At 70.3% G+C, this 15227-nt stretch carries 16 protein-coding genes and 1 riboswitch; of the genes, 10 read left to right on the top strand and 6 right to left on the bottom strand.

Going from position 1 to position 15227, the window contains the following annotated elements; genetic code table 11:
• Positions 1-7 precede the first annotated feature (7 nt).
• The gene (locus N1031_RS14235; RefSeq protein WP_259480361.1) at positions 8-844 is read left to right on the top strand and encodes an exodeoxyribonuclease III; all 837 of its coding nucleotides are present in this window, start codon (positions 8-10) and stop codon (positions 842-844) included.
• A 26-nt stretch (positions 845-870) separates the two neighbouring features.
• Positions 871-1887: a tryptophan--tRNA ligase gene (gene trpS, locus N1031_RS14230; protein WP_259480360.1), complete on the top strand. Its 1017-nt coding sequence runs from the start codon at positions 871-873 to the stop codon at positions 1885-1887.
• Here the strand turns inward: trpS and N1031_RS14225 are convergent.
• A complete protein-coding gene (locus N1031_RS14225; RefSeq protein ID WP_259480359.1) occupies positions 1851-3017 on the bottom strand; it encodes an FUSC family protein in 1167 nt (388 codons plus the stop codon). The two genes, trpS and N1031_RS14225, sit on opposite strands and share 37 nt — an antisense overlap.
• Positions 3014-3505, bottom strand: a complete 492-nt coding sequence (locus tag N1031_RS14220; RefSeq protein ID WP_259480358.1) for a GtrA family protein — start codon at positions 3503-3505, stop codon at positions 3014-3016. Before N1031_RS14220 ends, N1031_RS14225 begins: the two co-directional genes overlap by 4 nt.
• 155 nt (positions 3506-3660) lie before the next feature.
• Here N1031_RS14220 and N1031_RS14215 point away from each other — a divergent pair, with 155 nt between their 5' ends.
• The 5 genes from N1031_RS14215 (at position 3661) to ribH (ending at position 8231) form a co-directional block, all read left to right on the top strand.
• Positions 3661-4422, top strand: coding sequence for a polyprenol monophosphomannose synthase (locus N1031_RS14215; protein WP_259480357.1), 762 nt, complete (start codon positions 3661-3663; stop codon positions 4420-4422).
• A 70-nt stretch (positions 4423-4492) separates the two neighbouring features.
• Positions 4493-4648: riboswitch (FMN riboswitch) on the top strand.
• A 78-nt stretch (positions 4649-4726) separates the two neighbouring features.
• Positions 4727-5824, top strand: a complete 1098-nt coding sequence (gene ribD, locus N1031_RS14210) for a bifunctional diaminohydroxyphosphoribosylaminopyrimidine deaminase/5-amino-6-(5-phosphoribosylamino)uracil reductase RibD (protein WP_259480356.1) — start codon at positions 4727-4729, stop codon at positions 5822-5824.
• A gap of 2 nt (positions 5825-5826) precedes the next feature.
• Positions 5827-6465 carry a riboflavin synthase gene (locus N1031_RS14205; protein ID WP_259480355.1) on the top strand — a complete coding sequence of 213 codons (639 nt, stop codon included), beginning with the start codon at positions 5827-5829 and terminating at the stop codon, positions 6463-6465.
• On the top strand, positions 6462-7718 hold the full coding sequence (gene ribA / locus N1031_RS14200) for a GTP cyclohydrolase II (RefSeq protein WP_259480354.1): 1257 nt from the start codon (positions 6462-6464) through the stop codon (positions 7716-7718). The genes N1031_RS14205 and ribA overlap by 4 nt, the downstream gene beginning before the upstream one ends.
• Before the next feature lie 36 nt (positions 7719-7754).
• The gene (gene ribH, locus N1031_RS14195) at positions 7755-8231 is read left to right on the top strand and encodes a 6,7-dimethyl-8-ribityllumazine synthase (RefSeq protein WP_259480353.1); all 477 of its coding nucleotides are present in this window, start codon (positions 7755-7757) and stop codon (positions 8229-8231) included.
• A 15-nt stretch (positions 8232-8246) separates the two neighbouring features.
• Here the strand turns inward: ribH and N1031_RS14190 are convergent, their stop codons facing one another.
• Positions 8247-9065, bottom strand: coding sequence for a ribokinase (locus N1031_RS14190; RefSeq protein ID WP_259480352.1), 819 nt, complete (start codon positions 9063-9065; stop codon positions 8247-8249).
• A 173-nt stretch (positions 9066-9238) separates the two neighbouring features.
• Between N1031_RS14190 and N1031_RS14185 the strand changes: the two genes are divergently transcribed.
• From N1031_RS14185 to N1031_RS14175, 3 genes are all read left to right on the top strand, one after another.
• Entirely contained in the window at positions 9239-10648 is a 1410-nt protein-coding gene (locus N1031_RS14185) for an MFS transporter (RefSeq protein ID WP_259480351.1), read from the top strand.
• Between the two features lie 71 nt (positions 10649-10719).
• Positions 10720-10935: a hypothetical protein gene (locus N1031_RS14180; RefSeq protein ID WP_259480350.1), complete on the top strand. Its 216-nt coding sequence runs from the start codon at positions 10720-10722 to the stop codon at positions 10933-10935.
• 56 nt (positions 10936-10991) lie between these two features.
• Positions 10992-12914, top strand: a complete 1923-nt coding sequence (locus N1031_RS14175) for an ABC transporter ATP-binding protein (protein WP_259480349.1) — start codon at positions 10992-10994, stop codon at positions 12912-12914.
• A 35-nt stretch (positions 12915-12949) separates the two neighbouring features.
• Here the strand turns inward: N1031_RS14175 and N1031_RS14170 are convergent, their stop codons facing one another.
• The 3 genes from N1031_RS14170 to N1031_RS14160 are packed head-to-tail and all read right to left on the bottom strand — an operon-like array spanning position 12950 to position 15026.
• On the bottom strand, positions 12950-13762 hold the full coding sequence (locus N1031_RS14170) for a hypothetical protein (protein ID WP_259480348.1): 813 nt from the start codon (positions 13760-13762) through the stop codon (positions 12950-12952).
• Positions 13759-14649 (bottom strand): ABC transporter ATP-binding protein, encoded by an 891-nt coding sequence (locus tag N1031_RS14165; protein WP_259480347.1) that lies wholly within the window; start codon positions 14647-14649, stop codon positions 13759-13761. The genes N1031_RS14170 and N1031_RS14165 overlap by 4 nt, the downstream gene beginning before the upstream one ends.
• The gene (locus N1031_RS14160; RefSeq protein ID WP_259480346.1) at positions 14646-15026 is read right to left on the bottom strand and encodes a GntR family transcriptional regulator; all 381 of its coding nucleotides are present in this window, start codon (positions 15024-15026) and stop codon (positions 14646-14648) included. Before N1031_RS14160 ends, N1031_RS14165 begins: the two co-directional genes overlap by 4 nt.
• Positions 15027-15227 lie beyond the last annotated feature (201 nt).

Here is a 15227-nt window from a genome sequence, read left to right as displayed (position 1 = left end):
TGGAGGCATGCCTTCCAAGCCCCTCAGACTCGCCTCGGTGAACGTGAACGGCGTGCGCGCCGCCTTCCGCAACGGCATGGGCGCGTGGCTCGAGGGGCGCGGCGTCGACATCCTCGCCCTGCAAGAGGTGCGCGCCGAGACGGCCGACCTCGAGAAGCTGCTGGGCGCCGAATGGAGCATCCTGCACGACGCCGCCACGGCGAAGGGCCGCGCCGGGGTGGCCATCGCCAGCCGCGAGCCCGCCACCATCCACCGCGTCGCCTTCGGCCCCGACGAGTTCGACAGCGCGGGGCGCTGGCTAGAGGCCGACTTCCAGTGGGGAGACTCCGTCGTCACGGTAGTCTCCACGTACGTGCATTCCGGCGAGGCCGACACCCCGAAACAGGTGGAGAAGTACAAGTTCCTCGACGCGATGGTCGAGCGCCTCCCCCTGCTGCACGAGCACAACCCGCTCGCGGTGGTGGTGGGCGATCTCAACGTCGGCCACCGCACCCTCGACATCCGCAACTGGAAGGGCAACGTCAAGCGCGCCGGGTTCCTGCCCGGCGAGCGGGCCTACTTCGACCGGTTCCTCGGCGCCGAGGGCGACCCCGACTACAACGCCGGCGCCGGTCTGGGCTGGGTCGACCTGGGCCGCAGGTTCGCCGGCGAGGTCGACGGGCCCTACACCTGGTGGTCGCAACGCGGCCGAGCCTTCGACAACGACACCGGCTGGCGCATCGACTATCAGCTCGCCACCGCCGAACTCGCCGCCACGGCCACCGGCTACAGTGTCGACCGGGCCCCGTCGCACGCCGAACGGTGGAGCGACCACTCCCCCGTCGTCGTCGACTACGCCCTCTGAACCGCTCACCCACTCCCAGGCAGACCATGAACGACACCCCCAAGCCCCGCCTGCTCTCCGGCATGCAGCCCTCCGCCGACTCGCTCCATCTCGGCAACTACATCGGCGCCCTGCTCAGCTGGAAAGAGTTGCAGCAGACCCACGACGCCTTCTTCTTCCTCGCCGACCTGCACGCCATCACGGTCCCGCAAGAGCCTGAGCGCCTGCGCGAGAACACCCGCCGCACCATGGCGCAGTACATCGCGGCCGGCATCGACCCCTCGGCCTCCACGCTGTTCGTGCAGTCGCACGTGCCGGCCCACGCCGAGCTCGCCTGGGTGCTCAACACCATCACCGGGTTCGGCGAGGCGTCGCGCATGACCCAGTTCAAAGACAAGTCGGCCAAGCAGGGCCAGGACTCGGCCTCGGTCGGCCTGTTCACCTATCCGATCCTCCAGGCGGGCGACATCCTGCTCTACCAGGCGGCCGATGTACCGGTGGGCGAAGACCAGCGGCAGCACATCGAGCTCACCCGCGACCTGGCCAACCGCTTCAACTCCCGCTTCGGCGACACCTTCACGGTGCCGAATGCCTACATCCTCACAGACACCGCGAAGATCTACGATCTGCAGAACCCCACGGCGAAGATGTCGAAGTCGTCGGAGTCGCCGGCCGGCATCGTGTGGCTGCTCGACGAGCCGAAGGTCACCGAGAAGAAGATCATGCGCGCAGTCACCGACGCCGACGGCGAGGTGCGCCTCGACCGCGAGAACAAGCCCGGTCTGGCGAACCTGCTCACCCTCTTCGCGGTGCTCACCGGGCGCACGGTCGACTCGGTCGTGGAGGAGTTCGCGGGCGGCGGCTACGGCACGCTCAAGAAGGCCCTCGCGGCCGTCGTGATCGACGTGGTGGGGCCCATCCGGGCCCGCACCCTCGAACTGCTCGACGACCCGGCCGAACTCGACCGCATCCTGGCCATCAACGCCGCCCGCGCCGACGAGGTGGCCCAGGCCACGCTCGACACGGTCTACGACCGCGTGGGCTTCCTCCGCCCCGCCCGCTGACCGCCGGGCGGAGCGGGTGGCGCCGGAGGCGGCACCGCTCCCACGATCTCCTCGCGCACGCGCCGGAGGTCTTCGAGCAGCGATCCGATGAGGATCCAGTGCGCCGGGTCGGGCACGATGGCCTGCAGGGGTGCGGTGAGCAGCGGCTCCTCGTGCCCCAGCGTCTCGGCCTCACCCTCGGGGAGTCCGCTCTGGTCGATCACGAGGCGGAGGTCGTGCGCCGCCCGCCGCAGCTCCTCGCCGATGGCCTTCGCGGTGGGCTCCTCGTGCAGGGTCTCGTCGAAGTGGTCGTTCAGCGCCCGCGCCATCCCGAGCACACGTGACACGACGATCCCGAGCATCGTGAGCAGCGCCGCGTCGTCGCGCAGCCGCTCCCGGCTTCCTGAGCGTCGCGGGTTGAACCGCAGACTCTCCTCCGCGGTGTCGATCGCCGCCTGGGCCTTGGCCTGCATCGGCCGCAGCAGTCGGGCCTCCACCAGGGTCTGGGCCCGGAAGGCCGCGTCGGTGGAGCGGCTCAGCACGATCGCCAGCCCGTCCATCGTCGCGGCCACCTCGTGCCCCAGCCGTTCGACCGCCTCGCGCGCCGGTGTGGTGGCCAGCGGAGGAACGATGAGCCAGTTGATGATGACACCGATCACCGCGCCGATCACGGTCTCGAAGATGCGCGCGACGGCATACCCCGGCGTCGCCGCCCCGATCGAGAGCACGAGCATGGCGCTGATGGGGATCTGGATGAGCGACGATGCCGGGAACCTCAGCACCCACCCGACGAGCAGCGACACGACGATCGCCACGAGGATGAGCCAGCTCGGCGCCCCGAACACGAGGGTCACGAGGAAGGCGACGATCACTCCGACCACCACGCCGATCGAGCGCTCGAGGGCCCGGCTGAACGACTGGTTGACGCTCGGCTGCACCACGATGATGGCCGCGATCGCCCCGAAGACGGGGATCTGCGCGGGGTCGACCAGCGAGCAGGCGACCCAGGCCAGCACCGCCGCCGCCGCGGTCTTCAGAACCTGCAGAAGCGGTGCCCGCTTCGTGGAGAGGAAGGTGCGCACGGGGGCGGCCGCCGCCGCACCGAACCGTCTCCAGCGCGGATGCGCGGGGTCGGACGGCCGGATGCTCACGCCTCCAGGGTAGACCGGCCCATCCGCACGCCCTGCCGCTTCTCGCTGAACACCCACACCCGGTAGAGCACGAACCGGAAGACGGCACCGAGCACCAGCCCGATGACGTTGCCCGAGATGTTGTCGGCCAGGAGCGACCGGAAGCCCAGCACGTAGTGGGAGAACCACAGGCAGGCCAGCCCGATCCCCATGCCCGCGATGCTCACGGCGAAGAACTCCACGCTCTCGCGGAGCACGTCGGCACGCCGACGCTCACGGAAGGTCCAGTACCGGTTGCCGAGCCAATTGACGAGGATGGCGAGGGTGGTGGAGATGAGCTTGGCGATCACCGGTCCGCCGTGCATCTGCCCAGGGTCCATGATGGTGGTACGCAAGAGATTGAACACTCCCACGTCGACCACGAAACCCACCCCGCCGACCAGCCCGAAACGGATGAATTCCGTTGCGAGAATGCGCATCCGGGCGCGCAGCGGGGAAGTATTGCTCATGGGTGATCTACCGTTTCTGACATCAACGGGGAGGATGCGAACACTGTGTATCCTTCCGGTGAATGCTGAGCCTAAGTGGGGAAAATGAACAGAAAGCGTCGCTACGTTTTCCATCATGCCTGCGGCACCCCCGCAGCGGAGAAGTGAGGCACCACTTGGCCAAGTCCATCGTCGTGATCCCGACGTACAACGAGATCGGTTCCATCGCCGGGATCACCGCGCGCATCCTTGCCGTCGACCCGCAGGTCGAGGTGCTCGTGGTCGACGACAACTCACCCGACGGCACGGGGGCGCTGGCCGACCGCCTCGCGGCCGAGCAGCCCCGGCTGCACGTGATGCACCGCACCGAGAAGAACGGGCTCGGCGCCGCCTACGCCGCGGGGTTCGCCTGGGCGCTCGAGCGCGACTACGACTTCGTCGTGGAGATGGACGCCGACGGCTCCCACCAGCCCGAGGAACTCCCCCGCCTCACCGCCCTGCTCGAGTCGGGCTGCGACATGGCCATCGGCACCCGCTGGATCCCCGGCGGCGTGATCGTGAACTGGCCGGCCTACCGCAAGGCCATCTCCCGCAGCGGCACCGCCTATGCGCGCATCCTGCTGCGCTCGCGCCTGCACGATCTCACCAGCGGCTACCGCGGCTTCCGCGCGGAGTCGCTGCGCGCGATCGACTTCACCTCGGTGAACTCGCAGGGCTACTGCTTCCAGATCGAGCTGGCCTGGCTGTTCGAGCGCAGCGGTGCCCGCATCGGCGAGTTCCCCATCACCTTCGTGGAACGCGAGGAGGGTGTGTCGAAGATGTCCACGGGCATCGTCGTGGAGGCCCTGGCGAAGGTCACCGGATGGGGGCTGTCGGGCCTCGTGGGCCGGGCACCGGCACGGCTGGCGCTCCCGGCAGCCGGCACGCCCTCGCGCTGAGGCCGCCCGGAGATTTCCCGTCACAGTGGCGCACGGGCTGGTTTCGTGATGTATAACTGGATTCAAGAAACACGTGCTCCGGGGTCAGTGAGATTCTGAACCGGCGGTCATAGTCCGCGAGCCGTGCGGCTGCGCAAGCAGTGGTGCGGTTGATCTGGTGGAATTCCAGAACCGACGGTGATGGCGAGGTCGATCCTCGCTTAGTCCGGATGGGAGGATGCACGGGCGATTCCGCGAATCCCTCTCGGAGTCGTCGGCACTTTTTCAGCGCACCCCCGGAGACCGTCTGACGACGAGGACCGGGATGAGTGCCCCAGGCAGTGCCACACACGCCGAGCAGGCCGCGATGGGTCGCGCCCTCGAGCTCGCGCTCGGCGGCCCCCGCACCGGGGTGAACCCGCAGGTGGGGTGCGTGCTGCTCTCCCCGTCGGGCGAGGTGCTCGCCGAGGGCCGGCACGAGGGTGCCGGGAGCCCTCACGCCGAGGTGGCGGCCCTGGCCGCCCTCACCGCGGCGCGCGGACCGGAGGCCGCCCACGGCGCCACGGCGGTGGTCACCCTCGAGCCCTGCGACCACCACGGGCGCACCGGCCCCTGCAGCACCGTCCTGATCGAGGCGGGGGTCGCCCGCGTCGTGTTCGCCGTGCACGACCCCGGCGTGCTCTCCGGGGGCGGGGCCGAGCGGATGAGCGTGGCCGGCATCGACGTCGTGCCCGGCGTCGGCGCGGCCGAGGTCGAGACCGCTATCCGCCCGTGGCTCACCGCGGCCAGGAACGGGCGGCCCTTCGTCACCGTGAAGTGGGCGCAGAGCCTCGACGGGCGTGCGGCGGCGGCCGACGGATCCAGCCACTGGATCACCGGCTCCGCAGCCCGGGCCGACGTGCACCGGCGCCGTGCCGACGCCGACGTGGTGCTGGCCGGCATCGGCACGGTGCTCGCCGACGACCCCGAGCTCACGGCCCGCGACGGCGAGCGTCTGCTCGCGCACCAGCCCGCACCGGTGGTGCTGGGGCGCCGGGAGGTGCCGCCGGCCGCCCGGCTCCGCGCGCATCCGGTGCCCCTGCGCCGCTTCGACGGGCGCGATCTCAGGGCCGTCCTCGACTCGCTCTGGGACGACGGGGTGCGCAGCGTGTTCGTGGAGGGCGGCCCGACGGTGGCGAGCGCCTTCCTCGCCGCAGGGCTCGCCGACGAGGTGCTCGTCTACCTCGCCCCGACCCTGATCGGCGGGCCGCGGTTGGCCCTGAACGATCTGGGCGTCGCCACCATCTCCGACCAGCGGCGCCTCGCCGTCGACGAGGTCGTGCCGCTGGGCGACGACCTGCTCGTCGTCGCGCATCCCGCGCACCCCGACTTCCTCTCCCCGCTCGAACCGCACCACCCCACCCGAATCGCACTGAAGGAGTGACCATGTTCACCGGACTCATCGAAGAACTGGGCGAAGTCCTCGCCCTCGAGCGCACCGCCGACGCCGCCGTGCTCACCGTGCGCGCCCCGCTCGCCGTGAGCGACGCGAAGCACGGCGACTCGATCGCCGTCTCGGGCGTGTGCCTCAGCGTCATCGACCAGACCGCCGACAGCTTCACGGTCGACGTGATGGCGCAGACGCTGCGCATGAGCACGATCGGCGAGCTCGTGCGCGGCCAGCGCGTGAACCTCGAGCGCGCGGCGCGGGTGGGCGACCGGCTCGGCGGCCACATCGTGCAGGGGCACGTCGACGGTGTCGGCACCGTGCTGTCGGTGACGCCCGGCCAGTCGTGGCACGTGGTGCGCGTCGAGCTGCCGGCCGATCTGGCGCCGCTCGTGGTCGACAAGGGTTCCATCTCGGTCTCGGGTGTCTCGCTCACCGTGTCGGCCATCGGCGACGAGCTCGACGGCGGGCACTGGTTCGAGGTGTCGCTCATCCCCGAGACGCTCGCCGCCACGACGCTCGGGGCGCTCACGCCAGGCGACCGGGTGAATCTCGAGACCGACGTGCTGGCCCGTCACGTGCAACGACTGGTGGCGTTCGGTGCCGAGAGGCCGCTCGACGTGGGAGCGGTGTCATGAGCGCCGACGCCGTCTTCTCGCCGATGCACGAGGTGCTCGACGCGCTGCGCGCCGGGCGGCCGGTGCTCGTCTCCGATGCCGCCGACCGCGAGAACGAGGGCGACGCCATCCTCTCGGCGGCGCTGGCGACTCCGGAGTGGATCGCGTGGATGGTGCGCCGCACCTCGGGCTACCTCTGCGCTCCCCTGCCCGGCGAGCTGGCGGACCGTCTCGGTCTGCCCCCCATGGTCACCGAGAACCAGGATGCGCGGCGCACCGCGTACACGGTGTCGGTCGACGCGGCGGACGGCGTGACCACCGGCATCAGTGCGCGCGATCGCGCCCGCACGCTCAACGTGCTCGCCGACCCTTCGGCGACGGCCGCCTCCCTCATCCGGCCGGGGCACGTGCTGCCGGTGCGGGCGGTGGACGGCGGGGTGCGGGAGCGCGCCGGGCACACCGAGGCCGCCGTCGAGCTCATGCGGGCCGCGGGACTGCCCCCGGTCGGGGTCATCGGGGAGATGATCGCCGAGGACGGGGCCGCGATGCTCATGCCCGAGCTGCAGCACGTCGCCGCCGCCGAGGGTCTGCCGATCACGACGATCGGGCTGCTCGCGGAGTGGCTCGACGAGCGGGATGCGCAGGGCGGGCAGGCCGGGGCCACGACCGCGGCTGCGCCCCGCGTGAGCTTCGAGGTCGAGACCACGGTGCCCACCACGCACGGTGCCCTGCGCGTGCGCGCCTACCGCGACCTGCAGACCGGTGCCGACCACGTGGCCCTGGTGGGCGAGCCCGATCCTGCCGGTGCGCCGCTCGTGCGGGTGCACTCGGAGTGCCTCACCGGCGAGGCGTTCGCGTCGCTCAAGTGCGAGTGCGGGCCGCAGCTCGACACGGCGCTCGACCTCGTGGCCAGGCACGGAGGCGCCGTGGTGTACCTGCGCGGGCACGAGGGCCGCGGCATCGGCCTCGTGAACAAGCTCCGCGCCTATCGGCTGCAGGAGGACGGACTCGACACCCTCGACGCCAACGCCGCACTCGACCTGCCGATCGATGCGCGCGACTACGGCGCGGCGGCGGCGATCCTCACCGACCTCGGCTTCACGAGCATCCGTCTGCTCACCAACAACCCCGACAAGGTCAGCCAGCTCGCCGCGCACGGCGTCGACGTGGCCGAGCGGGTGCCGCTCGTGGTCGGCCTCGACGAGGCCAACCGCGGCTACCTCGACGCCAAACGCGACCGGCTCGGGCATCTGCTGCCCGCATCCGGCCACTGAGACGCACACCGCAGTCACCCCACGAAAGGACACCCCATGAGCGGAGCAGGAGCTCCTCGCCCCGGAACGGCGCCCGACGGCACCGGTCTAGCCGTCACCATCGTCGCCGGCACCTGGCACACGGAGATCACCGAGGGACTGCTCGCGGGCGCACGGGCCGCGCTCGCGGAGTCGAACGTCACGGTCACCGAGGTGCGGGTGCCCGGGAGCTTCGAGCTGCCGGTCGTCTCGCGCGCGGCCCTCGAGGCGGGGGCCGACGCCGTGGTGGCGCTCGGCGTCATCATCCGGGGCGGCACGCCGCACTTCGAGTACGTCTCCGACGCGGCGACCTCAGGGCTCACGCAGGTGAGCGTACTCACGGGCAAGCCGGTCGGGTTCGGCGTGCTGACCCTCGACGACGAGCAGCAGGGACTCGATCGCGCGGGCCTGCCGGGCTCGAAGGAGGACAAGGGGCGCGAGGCGGCCGAGGCCGCCGTCGCGACCGCGCTCACGCTGCGCGCGATCGCGGGGTAGCGCCCGCGACGCGGGTCACACCGCCGGCTGCGCACCCTCCCACGTGACGGCGAGGGCCGCCGCCTCCGACGCGGCGCGCATCGCGTCCCCGGCGGTCGCCCCCGCGGCGAGCGCCGCCGCGAGCGTGCCGCAGTAGCAGTCGCCCGCCCCGGTGGTGTCGACCACCTCGTCGACCCGTCCGGCGGCGACCTCCTCGGCGCCCCAGCGCGAGCCGTCTCCTCCGAGGGTGACGAGCACCGACCTCGGCGCGAGTCCGTCTGCGACGAGCTGCTCGTTCTCGTGCTCGTTCACCACCACCGGATCGGCGAGGTCGAGCACCTCGGCGGGCAGCGCCACGTAGGGCGCCAGATTCACCACAGCCCGCGCTCCCCGTCCGGCGGCGATGCGCACCGCCTCGGCCACCACGGTGGGGTCGATCTCGAGCGAGCACAGCACCACGTCACCCGGCCCGAGCGCCGACAACGGCGCCAGGTCGCCGGCCGTGACCCGCCCGTTCGCGCCGGGCGACACGATGATCGTGTTCTCGCCGTCGGCCGACACCGCGATCGCGGCGTGCCCGGTCGCCACGCCCGTGCTGCGGGAGACGTGGGCGGTGTCGATGCCGAAGGCGGCGAGCCGCTCGAGGTAGCGGTCGCCGTCGGCGTCGTCGCCGACCCGCCCCACGAAGCTCACGCGCGCGCCCGCCCGGGCCGCGGCGACGGCCTGGTTCGCCCCTTTGCCGCCGAAGTGCTTCTCGAGATCGCCGCCGATGAGGGTCTCCCCCGGTCGCGGATGCCGTTCCACCTCCACCACGGAATCGATGTTCAGCGAACCCACCACCACGACCGAACCCACTCGGGCCTCCTTGCTTGTACCACCCCCATCCTATTCAGGCGTAAAATGGCTGTTCGCGAGCGAACCTCGCCCCGCCGAAGACGGCCAGCAGTGCCCTCGGCGCAGTGCCCGACCGGCGCTCTCCGCCCCGAGCCGATCTCTTGTTCCCTCCGTTTCCCTTCTGAAAGACAGTCATGTCCTCCACCACTCTCGACGCGCCCTCGGCGAACTCCTCGCCCGCTCCTGCGAACTCCCGCGGCCGCGTCATCCTCGCGAGCCTCATCGGCACGTCGATCGAGTTCTACGACTTCTACGTCTACGCCACCGCGGCGGTGCTCGTGTTCCCCTCGCTGTTCTTCGCGAACGACGACCCCACCATCGCGCTGCTGGCGTCGTTCGCGGTGTTCGGCGTGGCATTCGTCGCGCGGCCCGTCGGCAGCATCCTGTTCGGCCACTTCGGCGACCGCATCGGCCGCAAGCGCACCCTGGTCGCCTCGCTGCTCACGATGGGCATCGCGACGGTGCTCATCGGCGCGCTGCCGACGGCGCTCACCCCGGGCTGGGAGATCATCGCGCCGGCCCTCCTCGTGCTGTTCCGCTTCTGCCAGGGCCTCGGGCTCGGCGGTGAGTGGTCGGGCGCGGCGCTCCTGGCCACCGAGAACGCGCCGAAGGGCCGCCGGGCCATCTACGGCACCTTCCCGCAGCTGGGTGCGCCGATCGGCTTCATCATCGCGAACGTGGTGTTCCTCATCCTGAGCACCACGCTCGACCCCGAGCACTTCCTCGCCTGGGGCTGGCGGGTGCCGTTCCTCGCGAGCGCCGTGCTCGTCATCATCGGCCTCTACGTACGGTTCAAGCTCGTCGAGACGCCCGCATTCACCAAGGTGGTGGAGAAGGGCGAGGTGGCGAAGCTCCCGCTCGCGCGGGTGTTCAAGACCAGCTGGCGCCCGCTCATCCTGGGCACCTTCATCATGCTGGCCACCTACGTGCTGTTCTACCTCATGACCACGTTCACCCTCACCTTCGGCACCACGGCGTCGAGCGTCGAGGCGGCGCAGGCGGCGGCCGAGGCGGCGGGCAAGCCGTTCAACGCCGACACCTTCGTGCCGGGCCTGGGGTACGGCCGAAACGACTTCCTCATCATGCTGGTGATCGGATGCGTGTTCTTCGGCATCTTCACCCTGGTGGCGGGCCCGCTCGCGGAGCGCTTCGGCCGCCGCAACTCGCTGTTCTGGACCACGGTCGGCATCGCCGTGTTCGGCCTGCTCTTCGTGCCGCTGTTCGCGGGCGGCTTCGTGGGCGTGATGGCGCTGCTCATCATCGGCTTCACGCTGATGGGTCTCACCTTCGGGCCGATGGGGTCGACGCTGCCCGAGCTGTTCCCCGCCAACGTTCGCTACACCGGGTCGGCGATCAGCTACAACGTGTCGTCGATCCTCGGGGCGGCGGTCGCGCCGTTCATCGCCGTGGCGCTGTGGCAGGCGGCCGACGGCAGCCCGGCACTGGTGGGCAACTACCTCTCGCTGATGGCGCTCATCACCCTGAGCGCGCTCTACATCAGCAAGGAGACCCGCGACATCGACTTCGACAACCAGCTGAGCTGACCACGTCGCGCCGAGAGAGGCCCTGTCAACTTGAGTTGACGGGGCCTCTCTGCGTCAACTACGGTTGACACATGGACGTCACGGATGTGCACACGCTCGCCGACGACGCCGGCAGCGACGACCCGATCGTGGCGCTCCGCGCGGTCGCGGGGCTCCGCCGCGAGCTCGATCGCGTCGAGGCCGTCGCTGTGCGCCGCGCGCGCAACGCCAACGCCTCCTGGCAGCTGATCGCGCTCGCGCTCGGGGTCTCCCGCCAGGCCGTCCACAAGAAGTACGGCCGCTCGTAGGCCCGCACGAGAACGCACCGCCCCGCCCGACTCCGCACCGCACCAGAAAGCAGAGCATGTCCACGTCCCGCACCACGTCGTCCACCCGGCCGCCCGCATCCCGCCCCTCGCGCGGTTTCGGGCGCCGCACTCCCGACGACGGGCCGCGCGCCCGCTTCAGCCAGCTGCTGCCGTTCCTGTTCGAGCACAAGCGCGTGCTCGCGGTCGTGATCGCGCTCAGCATCGTGGGCGCCGCGGCGAGCCTCGCGCAGCCGCTGCTCGTGAGCCAGGTCATCACCGTCGTGCAGGCCGGCGACCCGCTCGGCACCCTCGTCTGGGCACTGGTCGCCCTCGTCATCATCTCGGGCGTCATCAGCGGCTACCAGCACTACCTGCTGCAGCGCACGGGCACGAGCGTGGTGCTCTCCGCCCGTCGCCAGCTGGTGCGCCGCATGCTGCGCCTGCCCATCAGCCAGTTCGACACCCGCCGCACCGGCGACCTGGTCTCGCGCGTCGGCTCCGACACCACGCTGCTCTACGCGGTCATCACGCAGGGGCTCGTCGACGCCATCGGCGGCTCGCTCGTGTTCGTCGGCGCGCTCATCGCCATGCTCATCATCGACCCCGTGCTGCTCGGGCTCACGGTGCTCGTCATCGGCGTCTCGGTGGTGACGGTCGTGCTCATCTCGGGCCGGGTGCGCACCGCCAGCCGTCAGCAGCAGGAGAAGGTCGGCGACCTCGCCGCCGCCGTCGAGCGCTCCATCAGCGCGGTGCGCACGGTGCGCGCCTCGAACGCCACCGACCGCGAGATCGCGGCGGTCGACCGGGATGCGCAGGGCGCCTGGGAGATGGGCGTGAAGGTCGCGAAGATCTCAGCCCTGGTGGTGCCGATCGCGGGCATCGCGCTGCAGGTGTCGTTCCTCGTGGTGCTCGGCGTCGGCGGGTTCCGTGTGGCCTCGGGAGCCATCACGATCGCGAGCCTGGTGTCCTTCATCCTGTTCCTGTTCATGATGATCATGCCGCTCGGCCAGGCCTTCGGCGCCATCAACTCGACGAACCAGGCTCTGGGGGCGCTGGGGCGCATCCAGGAGATCATCGATCTGCCGGTCGAGGGGCAGGACGACCGGGCGATCGCGCCGCTCGCTCCCGCCACGACGGTCGCCGAGGCCGCGCAGGGGGCTCCGGCGGTCGAGTTCGTCGACGTGCACTTCGCCTACGCCGCCGATCGGGTGGCGGAGACGGCGGCGGAAGCGTCAGCCGACACCGAGGGCGCCGCCGGCACCCGCACCGACACCGACACCGCCTCCTCCGCCGTCGAACCAGGCGTGCTGCACGGCGTGAGCTTCACCGCCGGCCGCGGCAAGCGCACCGCGATCGTGGGCCCGTCGGGTGCCGGCAAGAGCACCATCCTCGCCCTGATCGAGCGGTTCTACGACGCCGACTCGGGCACGGTGCGCTTCGGCGGCACCGATGTGAAGCAGCTCGACCGCGAGGCGCTCCGTTCCCAGATCGGCTACGTGGAGCAGGACGCCCCGGTGCTGGCCGGCACCATTCGCCAGAACCTCCTGCTCGCGGCCCCCGAGGCCACCGACGCCGACTGCGTGCGGGTGCTCGGTCAGGTGAACCTCGGCGAGGTGCTCGGCCGATCGGAACAGGGTCTTGATGCCGCGGTCGGCGAAGACGGCGTCATGCTCTCCGGCGGCGAGCGTCAGCGGCTCGCGATCGCGCGCGCCCTGCTCTCCGCTCCCCCGGTGCTGCTGCTCGACGAGTCGACCTCGTCGCTCGACGGCCTCAACGAGCAGATGCTCCGCGAGGCCATCGACGCCGTGGCCGAGAACCGCTCCCTCATCGTGATCGCCCACCGGCTCTCGACCGTGGTCGACTCCGATCAGATCGTCGTCGTCGACCACGGCCGCGTCATCGGCACGGGCACGCACTCCGAGCTCGTGGTCTCCACCCCGCTCTACCGCGATCTCGCGAAGCACCAGCTGCTGGTCTGACGCTCGGGGGGCGACTCGGCCGAGGCTCAGCCGGCTCAGCCGCGCGGCGTCGTCCGCCGCAGGATCACGTACCCGAGCAGTGCCGAGAGCGCCGTGGGCACGAGGCTCCACGCCACCACCCCGGTCGCTCCCGTCGCCACGAACCATGCACCCACCGACGGCCAGGCCTCGGCGAGGGTGACGAGCGCCGCCGACCCGACGAGCAGCAGCGCGAGCGCACCGAAGAACACGAGCATCCCGTTCACCCGCCAGCGCTGGTAGATGGTGGCGATCACGGCACCGATGAAGAAGAAGAACAGGAAGATCGCGAGGAACAACCCGAACCTCAGGTACCACGGGGCACCCTCACCGCCGAAGTACAGCACCGTGAACATGCGGCCGCCGAAGCCCCATCCGTTCGTGGCCTCCTCGATCACGGCGAGCACCGTCAGTGCCGCCGCGTAGAGCACGGAGAGCACCACGAAGGCCAGCGCGGAGCCCAGCCAGAAGTCGCGGCGGGTCGTGCTGTAGCCGAGCGCGAACGGGAAGGTCAGTGCGACCGCCTGGATGGCGAGCACCATCATGTACACGAAGATGTAGAACGACGCGCCGCTCCACTGGAGGCCGTCGGAGACCTCCCCCATGTCGACGTCGGGCCCGCCCGCGGTGGAGATGATCCACCAGATGGCGAGGTTGATGAGGAAGATGAATCCGAGGATCATCCACGGCACGCCGAACACGCTCAGCCGGTTGATGAGGTGCAGGCGCGCGACGGCGGTCACGCGGTGCCCGAATCCGAGCGGTGCGGCGGCGGACGGACGGGCGGATGCGGGCAGGCCCGCGTCGGAGGCGGAGGCGATCTGGCTCATGACGTGTGCTCGAATTCCTTCTGGCTGGCGTTGGTCTTCTGCACCACGAGCTGCTGCAGCGACACCGGCGAGAGCTCGAGGCCGGCGTCGGCCGCCTCGGTGCGCTCGGCGGGGCTGAGCCGCCCGACGGTGACGGAGGCGAGGCCCCCGAGGTGGTCCTGGTGCAGCACCTCGCGGCCCTGCACGAAGGCGTCGACGGCACGGCGGGTGCCGACGACCGTGGTGGCGGAGCCGCGCAGGCTCTCCGCATCCTGGTCGAGGATGATGCGGCCCTCGTCGATGAGCAGCACGTGCTCGAGCAGGTTCGACACCTCGTCGATCAGGTGCGTCGACAGCAGCACGGTGCGCGGATGCTCGCCGTAGTCCTCGAGGAGGCGGTCGTAGAAGATCTGCCGCGCCACCGCATCCAGCCCCAGGTAGGGCTCGTCGAAGAAGGTGAGCGGCGCCCGCGAGGCCAGCCCCACGATCACGCCGATGGAGGAGAGCTGGCCGCGGGAGAGCTTCTTGATGCGACGGTTCAGCGGCAGCCGGAAGTCGGCGATGAGCCGGTCGGCGAACTCGGCGTCCCAGTTCGGGAAGAACCACGGTGCGCTCGCGAACACGTGCTTGGCCTGGAAGTCGTCGGGGTACTTCTGGCTCTCCTTGATGAAGCTCGTGCGCTGCAGCACGGAGGCGTTCTCCACCGGTGACTCACCGAACACGCGCACCTCACCGTCCGTGGCGAACTCCTGCCCGGTGAGCAGCTGCATGATCGTGGTCTTGCCGGCACCGTTGCGGCCCAGGAGGCCGCAGATGGTGTTCTCGGCGACGGTGAACGACACCTCGTCGACCGCGGTGACCGATCGGTACTTCTTGGTGAGGCCCCTGACCTCGACAACGGCGCTCATTGCGGCGCCTCCTTCCTGATCATCTCCACCAGCTGCGCCTCCGAGATGCCGAGCTTGCCGGCCTCGGTGACGAGCGGTCTGACGTACTCTTCGCTGAACTGGTCGCGGCGCTTGCCGACCAGACGGTCGCGTGCCCCTGCGGCGACGAACATGCCTATTCCCCTCTTCTTGTAGAGGATCCCCTCATCGACGAGCAGGTTCACGCCCTTCCCCGCCGTCGCGGGGTTGATGCGGTGGAACGCGGCGAACTCGTTGGTGGAGGGAACCTGGGTCTCCTCGGGCAGCGCGCCCGCGATGATGTCGTTCTCGATCTGCTCCGCGATCTGAACGAAGATCGGTCGTGACTCATCCACGACGTCGACCCTTGATTGGTTCATTACTCATGTAACTAACCAACCAGGCCCACGCCCGCCTGTCAACCCCCACACAAAGAATCGAGTGGGCTCAATCGGTCGCTTTCGGGGTGGTGTGGCGACTGATTGAGCCCACTCGATGAGGAGGGGGTGGGGTGGGTCAGGTGGTGGGGATGAGGGTGTATTTGGTGGAGAGGTATTCGTGGATGCCTTCGAGGCCGCCTT

The organism is Herbiconiux moechotypicola, assembly GCF_024979255.1.
GTDB classification, from domain to species: domain Bacteria; phylum Actinomycetota; class Actinomycetes; order Actinomycetales; family Microbacteriaceae; genus Herbiconiux; species Herbiconiux moechotypicola.
Note: the sequence above shows the minus strand (reverse complement) of the source record. Positions and strands in the feature narration are given on the sequence as shown.

What these genes read in the sequence shown, in the direction of transcription:
- N1031_RS14175 (WP_259480349.1), top strand. Translation starts at nt 10,992, where the DNA reads ATGTCCACGTCCCGCACCACGTCGTCCACCCGGCCGCCCGCATCCCGC.
- N1031_RS14160 (WP_259480346.1), bottom strand. Translation starts at nt 15,026, where the DNA reads ATGAACCAATCAAGGGTCGACGTCGTGGATGAGTCACGACCGATCTTC.
- N1031_RS14180 (WP_259480350.1), top strand. Translation starts at nt 10,720, where the DNA reads ATGGACGTCACGGATGTGCACACGCTCGCCGACGACGCCGGCAGCGAC.
- trpS (WP_259480360.1), top strand. Translation starts at nt 871, where the DNA reads ATGAACGACACCCCCAAGCCCCGCCTGCTCTCCGGCATGCAGCCCTCC.
- N1031_RS14185 (WP_259480351.1), top strand. Translation starts at nt 9,239, where the DNA reads ATGTCCTCCACCACTCTCGACGCGCCCTCGGCGAACTCCTCGCCCGCT.
- N1031_RS14205 (WP_259480355.1), top strand. Translation starts at nt 5,827, where the DNA reads ATGTTCACCGGACTCATCGAAGAACTGGGCGAAGTCCTCGCCCTCGAG.
- N1031_RS14165 (WP_259480347.1), bottom strand. Translation starts at nt 14,649, where the DNA reads ATGAGCGCCGTTGTCGAGGTCAGGGGCCTCACCAAGAAGTACCGATCG.
- ribD (WP_259480356.1), top strand. Translation starts at nt 4,727, where the DNA reads ATGAGTGCCCCAGGCAGTGCCACACACGCCGAGCAGGCCGCGATGGGT.
- N1031_RS14220 (WP_259480358.1), bottom strand. Translation starts at nt 3,505, where the DNA reads ATGAGCAATACTTCCCCGCTGCGCGCCCGGATGCGCATTCTCGCAACG.
- ribH (WP_259480353.1), top strand. Translation starts at nt 7,755, where the DNA reads ATGAGCGGAGCAGGAGCTCCTCGCCCCGGAACGGCGCCCGACGGCACC.
- ribA (WP_259480354.1), top strand. Translation starts at nt 6,462, where the DNA reads ATGAGCGCCGACGCCGTCTTCTCGCCGATGCACGAGGTGCTCGACGCG.
- N1031_RS14235 (WP_259480361.1), top strand. Translation starts at nt 8, where the DNA reads ATGCCTTCCAAGCCCCTCAGACTCGCCTCGGTGAACGTGAACGGCGTG.
- N1031_RS14170 (WP_259480348.1), bottom strand. Translation starts at nt 13,762, where the DNA reads ATGAGCCAGATCGCCTCCGCCTCCGACGCGGGCCTGCCCGCATCCGCC.